The organism is Rubidibacter lacunae KORDI 51-2, from assembly GCF_000473895.1.
Taxonomy (GTDB): domain Bacteria; phylum Cyanobacteriota; class Cyanobacteriia; order Cyanobacteriales; family Rubidibacteraceae; genus Rubidibacter; species Rubidibacter lacunae.
In genome coordinates, this window is record NZ_ASSJ01000083.1 from 1 (window position 1) to 12,151 (window position 12,151).

Here is a 12,151-nt window from a genome sequence, read left to right on the forward strand (position 1 = left end):
CGCGATGTGGTTGCGGCATTGGGAGCAAGTCATCCCGTTCTTCGATTACCCGCCGGAAATCCGGCGAGTGATTTACACGACCAACGCGATTGAATCGCTGAACGACTCGTTGCGGAAGGTATTGAAGACCAAGGGGTCATTTCCGTCAGAGGCAGCGGTCTTCAAGTTGCTCTACCTAGCGCTGGAGAAGATTTCCGAGAAATGGACGATGCCACTGGCGAACTGGAAGGCGGCGCTAGCGCGATTTGCCATCCAGCATCCCGAGTGCTTCACCGACTGAGGTCTACTTGCTTACACAAAAAACTTGACACTCCCGCATTAGCTCCCGTGCCGATTAGGTGTTAAACGATGTAAAGTTGATTCATCCAATAGGGCTATGGATGGGCAATATAGCTATGAATGGGTTCAGATAAGATTACCTAAACCTAACTCGCCCTCCTAGCGCAGGCCCGTTCGGTCTTAAGCTCCCGGTTTCGCTTCTGGTTATGTACCCGTGTTGCGGCCGGTGTGCCCCGTCTGTAAAGTTCGGTTTTTTGAGTCCGAACTGAATCCGGTTCATCCAGCGTAGGTGTAAGGATAATGAAACGCATTGCTCTGGTTTCAGCAGTGTTTGTGGTCGGGGTCGCGCCTGTCACCCGTGCCGAAGACTTGCAACACGTTAATCAGCTGCTCTCGACTCGAGCTTGCCAACTTTGTAATTTGCAGGGCACGGGCTTGGTCCATGCAAACTTGTCGCACGCGCAACTGCAGGGCGCGGATTTGCGAGATGCTAACCTCAGCCGCGCTATTCTTAGCGGTGCCGACCTCAGCGGCGCCGACCTCAGCGGCGCGTCGCTGAATGGAGCTAATCTGCAAAATGCCATTCTGACCGGTGCGTCGTTGGACAACACCGACCTGCGCGATGCATATCTCGTTGGTGCCACTTTCGACCCCGGCGACCTAGAGATGGCATACCTACAGGGAGCGATCGGCATCCCTGACAATTCCATCAGCCCCGAATACTACTATCAGCTCGGTGTTGCTGAAACTGAAGACGGTAACTACCCAGGAGCACTCGAATTCTACAACCGCGCGCTGGGTATCGACAGCGAGTTCGCGCCGGCATATCTCGGACGGAGCGTAGCGCTTTACCGTCAAGGTGACGACCTCGTCGCGATGCAGGACGCGCAGACGGCGATCGACTTGTTCATCGACCAAGACAATCAAAAAGGGGTGCAGGCAGCAACGAAAATGCTTTATTTCGTGCAGTATGCCAACGCGCCGCGCGAAATCGACGAAGGCGATCCGGACCCAATGCAAGCAATTGGTGGAATCGTGTCGATGTTGGGGCAGTTCTTACCCCTACTCTTTTAATGCGCAATCGACCTCGTTTAACTGACAGCGGCGATCGCGCTCAGTACTGAGCCGATCGCCGCTGTGGATTTTATTCGCGTCGGTAGATGCGCGGCACTTCCACATAGAGCAACGCGCCCCGATAATGTTCGGGATCGGGCTGCGATTGCAGATAGCTCAATAGAGTTTCTAGTAGCTGCGGCAGGTATTCAGGAAAGTTGCGAACCTGAAGGGCAATGATGCCGCCATAATTTGCGGGTGGGTAAGCGGCGAGGTTAGTGAAGTCGTTATCGAGGGAGACGAGAACGGCATCGAGATCTCGCGCGCAGCGGAGTACTGTGAGATCGCTGGCATCGCCCGGCAGGCGGTCGCGAACCGACGCGACGTCATACCCGACCGCGCCCAGGGCGGCGATCGCCTCGCCCGGCACGCAACTATCGACTAGCAATGTCAGCATTCGATGGCGGTGCCGGTAGCGGGTGTTCGAGGTGAATTGTAGTAGAACCCAGTCGACTGATGACTTAAATGCCTCTAGCCAACTGGGTTCGACAGGTGCCAACGCTACAAACGTTACGCCGGAATGGTAGGAAGGCGACGATTACTCAGCCGCAACTAGTTCCGTGCTGCCGGGTTGCTTGCGACCGCGTCGGCGCGTCAGGCTGTTGAAGAGCATAATGCCGATCGCCTTAATCAAATTGCCTTCCAACTCCTGGAACATCTTCATGTTCGCACCGAAGGCGGAATTGGCTTCTTCGACGATCGCCTCGGCCGTTTGCTCGTCCACCGGCAGGTCGTTCAGCGTCTGGCGATAGTGTTGCTTGAAGGCCTTCTCGTCCTCGATCGCCTCGAACTCGTAGAAAGCCGTACCCTGACCTTCGGCTAGGTTCATGGCTTTCTGAGCAATACCCTTTAGGATCTGTCCGCCCGACAGGTCGCCGAGGTAACGCGTGTATGAGTGTGCCACCAGCAGTGCCGGTTGCGTTTCCGAGAGCTGGCGAATACGCTGCACGTAGGCTTCGCCAGCCGGGGATAGCGCGATTTCCTCTCGCCAGCTAGCACCGTAATAGAAAGTCAGATCGCGCTCCAAGCTTTGCTTGCGATCGAGCTCCGGGAAGTGCAGCTTGCCAACGACTGGATGCGCCTCGTGCCGTGCCATCTCCTCTTCCATTGCCGAATAAACGAAGTAGAGGTTCCCGACTAGCTTGCGGTACGACGTTTTCTCGACGACGCCCTTCAAAAAGCAACGTACGAACCCGACGTTCTCCGCCATCGTGTGGGACTTCTTCGTCCCCTCGCGCAGCATGGTTGCCAAATCCACAGTCATGTTATGCGTCCCAGTTTTCAAGTGAGCGAGCTCGAGAGAACGAGCCCAGTTGGGCGTTTCCAAGCAAACGGTTTCGGGTAGTCGCTCCCCAGCCACGACGAGCAACATGCCCATTCGAGCTCAAGGACCTTACCTTACGTGAAGGCCACGTGTTACAACCGTTCGTCGAAAAAAATGTAAAAAGTCATCAATTTGACAGGATAAACCGAAATAATGAGGCCCTCTATTAAAAATCGTAAAGCGATGTGTTGGGCCGTTGCGACGATTGTTTACCCAGCAATGCCGACCGGGCGTCTGACAGGCTCGTGAAACGACAGAAATTGCGGTCGCGGCTTCGGACCATTGCGCGACTGCCTCTTTCCCAAAGAGGATGAATTGGCTGGGTGTGGGGTTTGAGGTAAAAACGCAGTAGGTGGCGCATTGACGAATTCAGAGGCGATCGCATCCCGGGTATCGAGGCAAAAAGACGATCTTCTAGCGGGCGATTTAGCGCGACGTGTAGTTGCCTAGCAGCGATACGAGTGCCGTACTGGTTTCGTTTGTGGAGGTACCGTGCCAGCAGAGTCAGTGAGATAGCACCAACTGTCGACCTGTCCCGAAACCCGAACGTCCTAGCGTTAGCATTGTTCTTGAAGGGCTGACGCTCGCAGGTTTCAATGCCCGGCAGAAATCGCGGCGCCATTGGTTTCTGTATAGTCATCTGCCAGCCAAATTACCTGCATTTCTAGCACAGGCTTAATTGCCAACGGCGACTGAATCGACCAGTTTGGATAATCTAAGCGCGTGCCCATTGAAGTAGCCCCCAACTGCAGTACGTGAGACGAAAAACCTCCAAACAATAGCGCCTCGCCCAACATTGTCGTTGCTTTGGACAGCAATTGCTGGATGTAATGCCATGCGTGCGAATAGCTCGTCGTCGCGAATCAAGCTGTAGATTCGTTCCTTGCCTGCTCGTTGCTCGAGGGCTATAGTTGCCTGCGCACTTGCAGCCAAGTCCAGAATACATTTACACGCCTGCCGAGCTTCAAGGGAGATATCGCGTTGAGACATAGGACATACCCGGTCCGTTGAAGAGGGTGCGGACGAGATCGGCAGTGTTTGGGGGAGCACTGGCAAACGTGCAATCGCATCGAGCGTCAGGGCCACTTTGATCTTCTCGACCCAACAGTTCTCAACCCAAGGTCGAGCCACTTCTGGCAGACCGCCAATGAGGTTTCCTCAATCCTTAAATTAGTTGAGGTCGCGGCATTCCCATGCGTGTCGGAGCGACGGTGCTGAATGCAAACCGAGGGATGCTCGAAGCGCGCGCACCTAATCTTCATGTCAGGCGTCGCGAAAGAAACGCAATAGGTATTGCACAAGCCCGCGTAAATAGTGCGGTCGATCGCTCGAAATATCTGGCTTCCGGCAGCTGAAATTGTTAATCCAGATAGCACTTGGAGCGTGCAAGCAACCCAGAGCTGCTCCCAAACGCTTCGCCCTCACCTAAGTCAAATGGGGGTTTACAGCGATTGCGCTGACCTCAATCGAACTTTCCGAGGTCATTGCCGAAAACTCCCATGAAGCTGCTCGAAATAAACTTGTCACAAATGAAAACAACAGATTAGGATCGTGCCCAACTCGAGATCCGCCTCACATGACCGTGGAGCCTTGTGACTAATGACTTCGGCGGAAAATCTCACAAGATTACTTGGCCTGGATTCCTGCGCTTCGGCAGGCGGGTTGCAACAATATATTCATTAACAAGCGACCGCTCCCAAATCGTGCAGAACCAAGTATCAATAGCAATTGTCTAAATCACCACACGGAGGCTACTCCTCATGAACGCCAAACTTGCCTTTCTATCCGCGATCGGCGTTGCACTGACCCTTGGCGCAGGCTCTGCAATCGCTAACCCCGTTGCCACCGATGCCATCGCACAAGCAAGCGAAAAGGATGCTGTTGTTACGTTCAGCTGCGACCAAGTGGACGGGCAACCCGTCACCCTTGCATCGATCGATCGCTCCGGCAGCGTGGAAAGCCGCCCCGTTTTGAACTGGGATGATGCCTACTTCACCTCGGCTGAAGAAACCGAGCAAATTTGCCAGCAAGTCGCGAGCAAGTTGCAAAGCTACTACGACAACGGCGAGCTGGCCGAACTGACCCTTGTTGCCGAAGACGTTGCCGGCGAACCGACCGTCTGCTTGGAACAGGAGCAAGACAGCGGCTGCAGCGAAGGTCGCGTGTTGTTCTCGTTCAGTAATGTAAGCAACCCTCAATTTGCCCTGAACAACATCATGGAGCCGGAAGACCGCACGACGCAGGTATTGCGCGGCGACTTTAAGGCGCGTCTGGGCTTCGGCTTCCTACCGTTCTAGTGTCGTCCTCGGCGGTCGCGACGATTGCGCGATCGCCCCCGGCCACTTTCAAATCCGGCTCTACGTTTTCCTCGAGCTCTCACAGCAGTTAGCTGCCCCGCTAGCTGCTGTTTTCTTTAATATTGGATTCAACATGGTTGCCATAGTCGTCCCCTTGACCCGACTTTTCCCAATATCTTTAGACCAGTAAAATCCGCAGGTCTGCGGGGCCCTAGAAAACCTCATTATCTCGTTGTGCGATCTCAATATCCTCAGCTTGTGGGTAATCGCTACAAGGCTTAGAACCCTAACTGCACGCATGTTATAGACTTAGCCGGAATAGCCAGGCGATCGCCTAGCTTGCCTGGATTCTTAACGAAGTTTTTGACGAAGCCTCAAACCCTTGCTCTGACTAGGCTCGAATCTAAGTGTATAGAAACGTAATGTCATTGAGCGAAAAAGTCTGCAAGCCCTGCACGGTAAAAGGTTTAGGGTCTCCGCATAAGAGTTCTTGAATAATCCAGTCTAAAGCCAAATGTAGCGGTTCGCTTCGTCCTGAACGATTGCGGGCACTCTCTCCAAGGGCTTTCTTGAAGCGCGCGATCGCGGTTAGCGGTCGGCAAAAATCAACTCCAGGCGGCGCTGCGATTTTTGGAGTGCCTCCTCTGCCGACTGCTTGCCCAACAGTGTTGCTTCGATCGCCCGCCCGAAGTTCTCGGATATCTGCGTGTAGCCGGACACGATCGGACGCGATCTGGCAACCTCCATCTGCTGCAAAAACACCTCCAGCACGGGGTTTTCAGCCAAGTATTGCTGGTACGCATCGCTTGCGCGCGCGCGCTTGGCGATGGGTAAGTAGCCCGTCTGCAATGCCCACTGCGTCTGGAACTCCTCGCTCAAAACGTAAGCCAAAAACTCATGCGCAGCGCGTTCCCGCTCCGGCACCGTCGCCGTGACAAAAAGATTTTCTCCACCGACAACTGCTGCACGCCGTTCTTTGCGGGGAAATGGAAAGACGCCGTAGTCCACTTTAAGCTGACTCAACTGTCCCAGCGTCCAAGGACCGGTGATTTGCATGGCAACTCGACCGCTCAGGAAAGCGTCAAGCTCATACCCCCGCTCCGGTGCCGACAATATAGCTGCTTCTGTCGCCACGAGGTTAGCTCCGAAGTCGAGCGCAGCGATCGCCCCCGGATTGGGCAAGTTCGGCTGTCCGTCTGCCAGCAGTTCGCCACCCGCACTGAAGACAAACGGCAGCCAGGCAAACACCGTCCATTCGCCTTTGCCGAGCGAAAGCATCATGCCGTGGCGATCGGCGATCCCATCGCCGTCGAGGTCGCGGGTCAAACACCGGGCGGCGGCTTCCAGCTCGTCCCAGGTCTGCGGCAGCGACTCGATCCCGGCTTCGGCAAACAGCGACGGTCGGTAAAAGATTGCCGCATTATTCGTAGCAAAAGGGACCGACCACCAATGGCCGTCAAGCTGCATCGACTCAAATAGTGCCGGAGCGATCGCTTCTCGCAACCGCGATCGCTCCAGCCAATCGTCCAACGGATGGATCGCACCCAAGGTCACGAGCTGCCCCGTCAACTGCGGCGTAAACCACAACAAATCTGGCAGGACGTTGCCCGCCACCGCCGCCAGAATCTTAGGCAACTGTCCGTCTGGCTGTCCGATATACCGCGCTTCCAGTTGCACGTCCGAGTGTTGGCGGTTGAACTCTGCAACCAGGTCGGCCAATACATCGCGATTGGCCGGCGGATTGATCCCGTGCCATAGCATTAGCCGGACCGGACCGTTTCCCACATCGCTACGCGGGACGAGCCCGCACCCCGCCAGCAACGCACAGAGAAAAATCGCTGCGACCTTTTGCGCGATCGTCTGCCAGCGACGCGACCGCTGCTTCATCTAGGCTCTCCCACTATGGGCTGTGCGATCGTTACCAACCAGATACTCCCATGAAAAAGCGCGAGGACAAGCAAACTTGACCCCGCGCAACAACCACTCGCAGCAGCGAGTTGGGTAGTGTCACATCTACTTGATGGTGACTTTCGCGCCGGCTTCTTCCAACTTCTTCTTGGTCTCTTCGGCGTCTTCCTTGGTTGTCGCCTCCTTAATTGCCTTGGGCGTTCCTTCCACCATTTCTTTGGCTTCTTTCAGACCCAGGCCGGTGATCCCGCGGACCACCTTGAGAACGGCAATCTTCTTGTCCGAGGGGAACTCTTCGAGCACGACGTCGAACTCGGTCTTCTCCTCGGCTTCTTCTTCAGCCGCCGGAGCGCCCGGAGCGCCCGGCATGACACCCGGCATCATCATCATGCCGCCGCCACTGGCTGCCGATGCATCAACGCCGAAGGCTTCTTCGATTTGCTTGACTAGCTCGGATGCTTCCAGTAGCGAAAGCGATTTCAACTGTTCGAGAATTTCGTCGGTTTTTGCAGACATGGTCTAGCTCCTCTTTGACTCTTAGAAACAACGAAAAAACGTATCGGAACCGGTAATGTAGGTAAGGCAGTTGCGAACCACCTTCCCAATCGTTCAATTGTCATGCTGTTGCGGGAACTCGCGACCCTAGGAGTCGGCTTGTTCGTCTTTGGCGGCAACTGCCTGCAGCGCGCGTGCCAGCGACGCCGGTACTTCGTTGATGCCTTTGACCAGCTTGGTTGGAACTGCGTTGATTCCGACCGCCACTCGGGTTGGAATTGCATTTAGCATGCCGGCAATGCGTGCCATCAACTCTTCCTTCGTTGGCAGCTCGGTCAGCGCATCAACCTGCTTTTCAGTCAGCGCCTGACCGTCCATCACGCCACCGCGCATGACGGTCTTGCTAGTAGCCTTCTGGAAGTCCTTGTAAGCTTTGATTGCACCGCCGAAGTCGTCCGGGACGAGAATGAACGCCGATGACTCCTTCAAGAACTCCTGCATCGGCTGCCAAGTGGTATTCCCTTCTACAGCAATCCGCATCAGGGTATTCTTGGTCACCTTGCACTTGGCTCCCACAGGGCGCAGACGCGATCGCAGATCGGTTATCTCTGCAACGGTCAGCCCTTTGTAGTCGATCACAATTGCCAGCTGCGCGGCGCTCAGCTCTTGCTTGAGACCGGCAACGAGTTCTTGCTTTTCAGCTAACGTACGACCCACACTTTTTCACCTCCTCGATTTAGAGCGATAGGTTTGCGAGCGATCTGAACTGCAACGAGCTGTTCGGGGAAGCTCGGCTGCAAATGCAAAGACCTCGGAGAATTCCGAGGTCCAGCAGCTTCGATTCGGAAGCCCCCATACGGGGCAATCGCGAAACATAGAGCAGCAACCTCGGCAGGATGTTTAAGCCCCGGGGGCACCTGCTGTCTTCAGCACTGAAAAATCTGTTGATTGGATTTGAGGCCTAGGGCAAAGGCTTCTTCAACTCGGAATGCATCTGCGAGCTCAACTCAAGAGAAATTGACGTGTGCTGCGAATCAAGCATTCGAAAGGAATTTAGATCTCGTCGAGCTTGAGGTCGCGCAGGGCACTAACATCAACTTCAATTGACGGACCCATGGTTGCCGTAACGTAAATACTACGCCAGAAGCGACCCTTTGCACCAGACGGACGATTGCGATCGATCGTCTCCTGCAATGCCTTGAGATTGACAAGCAGATCGTCAACGGGGAAATTAGCCTTGCCAAACATCACGTGCACGATGCCAGCGCGATCGGCACGGAACTCCTGCTTTCCGGCCTTGAACTCCTGAATCGCTCCAGCGAGATCGGTAGTTACCGTTCCGCCTTTCGGTGATGGCATCAAACCGCGCGGGCCGAGAATCCGCCCGAGCTTTGCCACGTCTTTCATCATGTCCGGCGTTGCGATCAACAAGTCGAAATCCATCCGCCCTTTCTGGATTTCTTCAATCAGCTCTTCAGAGCCGACGATGTCAGCACCGCCTTCGTTAGCCTCTGTGACCTTCTCGCCACGTGTAATTACCGCCACTCGAACGGTTTGCCCGGTTCCCTTTGGGAAAGTCACCGTCGTTCTGAGCTGCTGGTCGGTGTACTTCGGATCGATACCGAGGCGCACGTGGACCTCAGCTGTTTCCTCAAACTTGGCAGTTGCCGTGTCCTTGAGCAATTGCAGCGCTTCATGAGGTTGATAAGGTCGGGGCTCGACCTTATCCATCAACTCGCGCATGCGACGCGAGAGTTTTTTTGGCACTGAATATCTCCCTGGGTCCTAGCGAGGGTCAAACCTCTCCCCAAAATCATTGTCTAGCGAGCATTCACAAGGATAACTTAAGGAGTATGGAAGCTGCCATAAGCTACTCGGCGAGTTAAGCCACCTCAACCTCGTAGAAGTGGTAGTTCCTTTCTCCCGTTCACGCTCTCACAAAACTGGAACCCGTCAATTATCGGACCTTCTTTCATGAAAGCATCGTAAAAAGAAATCAGTACCGCGCGTGCAAAGATCGAGTCCCTAGCCTTGGACGGCAATTCCCATGTTGCGTGCGGTTCCCTCAATAATGCGCATTGCGGCTTCGACGTTGTTAGCATTGAGGTCGGGCAACTTGGTCTGAGCGATCTCGCGCAACTGATCCCGAGTGACGGTGCCGACTGTCTCTTTATTCGGCTGGGCGGACCCGCGCTCGATCCCAGCTGCTTTACACAAAAGAACCGAAGCAGGGGGCGTCTTTAGGACGAACGTGAAACTACGGTCCTCATAAACCGAAATTTCAACGGGAATGACCAGCCCTGCCCGGTCGGATGTTTTGGCATTATACTCCTTGCAAAATGCCATGATATTGACGCCATGCTGACCGAGGGCCGGACCAACAGGAGGAGCTGGATTTGCCTTACCGGCGGGAAGCGCTAACTTAATGAGCGCGACAACCTTTTTACGTGCCATTTGCTATTACTGTTTCTCGACCTGAGTAAATTCCAATTCAACAGGTGTCTCGCGTCCGAAGATCGAGAGCAACGCCTTCAGCTTGCTGCGTTCTGAGCTAACTTCAACAACTTCGCCTTCGAAATCCTTGAACGGACCCGACAAAACCACAATTTTGTCGCCCACCTCCATATTGACCTGTACGGCGGGCTCCTGCTCTTGGGTCTGCCTGAAAATGCGCTCGACTTCTGCCGGACTGAGCGGAACAGGCTTTACATGTCCGCGTCCGCGTCCGTAAGGACGTTTTTGCTCGGCACCAACAAAATTGATGACATGCGGGGTGTTTTTAACCACCTGCCAAGCATGATCGTCCATCGCCATCTTCACGAGCACATAGCCTGGGAAAACTTTTTCTTCCCCGTGGGCGCGCGTGCCATCTTTCCTTACCTTGACGATGGGGGTCTGGGGGATCTGGATCTCGTGGATGCGATCGCTAACATCCAGTGTCAAGATCCGCTGCTCGAGGTTTGCTTTCACGCGCTTTTCGCAGCCCGATGCTACTTGCACGGCATACCAGCGCGGACGAAATGCTGGAGTCGTGACTTCACCTTCACTACTCTCGCGTGCTGCATCTGCTTGTTCGGCAGCGAAACTCATCAAAACACCTTCCCGGAAATCCAAGCGAAGAGGTTGTCAAAAAAGTAAATCAAAGTAGCCACCAAGGTCACCATCAGGATCACTGCTGCAGATTCGCTAACCAGCTGCTTGCGACTGGGCCAAACTACCTTTGCCAGCTCCTCCTGGGTTTCTTTAGAAAACTTGACGAGATCGAACCCACCTGCGGACTCTGCTTTCGGCTTGACCTCTTTACCGTTCTTAGCAGTGCTATTCTTCACAGAGCTACCGCTTGGCTTCGAAGCCTGCTGCTTCTGGGCTTTGACCGGCCGCTCTTTACTTTTGTCCTTCTTGGCCACCGCCGCTCTCTCCCTCATACAATCGCACGTCCATCGGGTGATACAGTGCCCGGGAATCTGGACATAGGCCACGCCTGCTCGCTAGTTGCATTTGCTCTCAGCGCCAGAACCTGCTAGGCGAATTGAACTACATGATATTCAGAATCGCGAAGCGCGCCCTGGAGGACTCGAACCCCCGACATCAGGTTTTGGAGACCTGCGTTCTACCAGCTGAACTAAGGACGCAGACTAGGTTTCACGATTGTAATAATTTGTATACACCCATTTTACCCATACAGATGTCACCCAGACAGACTTGATTGAGGGCATAAGGAACTTGCGCCCGGTCTTCAAGTGTATGCACAAACATCCCATTGTGTCAACATGCGTGCCACTTAAAATCTTTACTAGGACGGGGGATCTGTCAAGCTCTGGAACGCTGGATTGACAAAAATGCCTGGTTTTGGATGGCTTTGTTATCCAAATTATCTATCAAGATCGGGGTTTTGTAGGTGTCGAAAATATAATGCGCGCACGTTCGGGAGAAGGCTTGCCAGCGAACACCTTTAATATGACGCCAGCATAGCTGTACTTGCCCAGCGCGTCCACGGATAGCTCCTTTACTTTTAATGCCGCAATTTTATTTCAATGCTCACAATTTATAATTTCTCTATACAAATTGATTCTGTAGTACTTTATGGATTGCGGATTAAATAAGGCAGCTTTTCTTTCTTTTGCATCTCGTGAGGTTCTGCTGAAATATTCTTCCAAGCTTAAAGATGGAATATCACAATCAAAGTGAAACACGACATAAGTTCTGCGTAAGGTTCTAGGTTATGGAACTAGTTTTGCACTATTTTTGGTATTTATAGTAAGTGAACGAGGTCGAAGTCCTTACTTATGGTCTCAGTAAAGTAGGGACCTAGAGTCGAGCCGCATCTACGTAATGGGACGCATCCATTTTTGACTGAGTCGAGCCCATTCTAGTTCTCTTATCAAAACGATCTATTCCTCTCTTTTAAGTTTGTTTCCTCTTGCACTAAGTAAGTCATGCTATTGTTTCGAGAAAACTAAAAATTGCCTTATCCACTGCAATACCTTCTCGTAGAGCCTGTTTAAAAAGGGTCAAGCGGGTTTCGGGCTACCCTGGGCGACCCTGAAACAAGTCCCAAAAGTCCCGCTCTCTTGTCGTGATGCATGTGCCCGATTTCACGTAAGTTGAATTTTCAAGCAGCCTCTTTGAGAGTGGAAGCGCGATCGTACTCCCACTACCACAACTCCCACGGTGACAAGTTCCCCTCAGCAAACACAACGAGTTGGGTTCAGATAGCGGAAGGTCTATTTTTAAG

Annotated in this window: 13 protein-coding genes, 1 tRNA gene and 1 other annotated feature; of the genes, 3 read left to right on the plus strand and 11 right to left on the minus strand. The window is 53.6% G+C overall.

Annotated elements, in window-relative coordinates; all coding sequences use genetic code 11:
• Positions 1-280, plus strand: a 280-nt coding sequence (locus KR51_RS15895; RefSeq protein ID WP_022609147.1) for an IS256 family transposase, incomplete at its 5' end; no start/stop codon positions are given.
• Between the two features lie 299 nt (positions 281-579).
• Entirely contained in the window at positions 580-1,353 is a 774-nt protein-coding gene (locus KR51_RS15900) for a pentapeptide repeat-containing protein (RefSeq protein WP_022609148.1), read from the plus strand.
• Between the two features lie 70 nt (positions 1,354-1,423).
• On the opposite strand, the gene KR51_RS15905 is transcribed toward KR51_RS15900, so the two are convergent.
• From KR51_RS15905 to KR51_RS15915, 3 genes are all read right to left on the minus strand, one after another.
• Positions 1,424-1,789 carry a DUF5615 family PIN-like protein gene (locus KR51_RS15905; protein WP_022609149.1) on the minus strand — a complete coding sequence of 122 codons (366 nt, stop codon included), beginning with the start codon at positions 1,787-1,789 and terminating at the stop codon, positions 1,424-1,426.
• 141 nt (positions 1,790-1,930) lie between these two features.
• Entirely contained in the window at positions 1,931-2,656 is a 726-nt protein-coding gene (locus KR51_RS15910; RefSeq protein WP_022609150.1) for a biliverdin-producing heme oxygenase, read from the minus strand.
• A gap of 653 nt (positions 2,657-3,309) precedes the next feature.
• Positions 3,310-3,513, minus strand: a complete 204-nt coding sequence (locus KR51_RS15915; RefSeq protein WP_022609153.1) for a hypothetical protein — start codon at positions 3,511-3,513, stop codon at positions 3,310-3,312.
• 963 nt (positions 3,514-4,476) lie between these two features.
• On the opposite strand from KR51_RS15915, the gene KR51_RS15920 reads away from it, so the two are divergent.
• Entirely contained in the window at positions 4,477-5,013 is a 537-nt protein-coding gene (locus tag KR51_RS15920; RefSeq protein ID WP_022609154.1) for a COP23 domain-containing protein, read from the plus strand.
• 588 nt (positions 5,014-5,601) lie between these two features.
• Here KR51_RS15920 and KR51_RS15925 read toward each other — a convergent pair.
• The 8 genes from KR51_RS15925 to KR51_RS15960 form a co-directional block, all read right to left on the minus strand.
• Entirely contained in the window at positions 5,602-6,900 is a 1,299-nt protein-coding gene (locus tag KR51_RS15925) for an ABC transporter substrate-binding protein (protein WP_022609155.1), read from the minus strand.
• A 126-nt stretch (positions 6,901-7,026) separates the two neighbouring features.
• The gene (rplL, locus tag KR51_RS15930) at positions 7,027-7,437 is read right to left on the minus strand and encodes a 50S ribosomal protein L7/L12 (RefSeq protein ID WP_022609156.1); all 411 of its coding nucleotides are present in this window, start codon (positions 7,435-7,437) and stop codon (positions 7,027-7,029) included.
• A 126-nt stretch (positions 7,438-7,563) separates the two neighbouring features.
• Positions 7,564-8,133, minus strand: coding sequence for a 50S ribosomal protein L10 (gene rplJ / locus KR51_RS15935; RefSeq protein WP_022609157.1), 570 nt, complete (start codon positions 8,131-8,133; stop codon positions 7,564-7,566).
• A gap of 75 nt (positions 8,134-8,208) precedes the next feature.
• Positions 8,209-8,364 (minus strand) — a sequence feature (ribosomal protein L10 leader region).
• 105 nt (positions 8,365-8,469) lie between these two features.
• The gene (gene rplA / locus KR51_RS15940; protein ID WP_040656566.1) at positions 8,470-9,183 is read right to left on the minus strand and encodes a 50S ribosomal protein L1; all 714 of its coding nucleotides are present in this window, start codon (positions 9,181-9,183) and stop codon (positions 8,470-8,472) included.
• Positions 9,184-9,441: 258 nt separating this feature from the next.
• Positions 9,442-9,870 carry a 50S ribosomal protein L11 gene (gene rplK, locus KR51_RS15945; protein WP_022609159.1) on the minus strand — a complete coding sequence of 143 codons (429 nt, stop codon included), beginning with the start codon at positions 9,868-9,870 and terminating at the stop codon, positions 9,442-9,444.
• Positions 9,871-9,876: 6 nt separating this feature from the next.
• The gene (gene nusG, locus KR51_RS15950; RefSeq protein ID WP_022609160.1) at positions 9,877-10,506 is read right to left on the minus strand and encodes a transcription termination/antitermination protein NusG; all 630 of its coding nucleotides are present in this window, start codon (positions 10,504-10,506) and stop codon (positions 9,877-9,879) included.
• Positions 10,506-10,745 (minus strand): preprotein translocase subunit SecE, encoded by a 240-nt coding sequence (secE, locus tag KR51_RS15955; RefSeq protein ID WP_040656569.1) that lies wholly within the window; start codon positions 10,743-10,745, stop codon positions 10,506-10,508. Before secE ends, nusG begins: the two co-directional genes overlap by 1 nt.
• Positions 10,746-10,975: 230 nt before the next feature.
• Positions 10,976-11,048, minus strand: a tRNA-Trp gene (locus KR51_RS15960).
• Between the last annotated feature and the right edge of the window lie 1,103 nt (positions 11,049-12,151).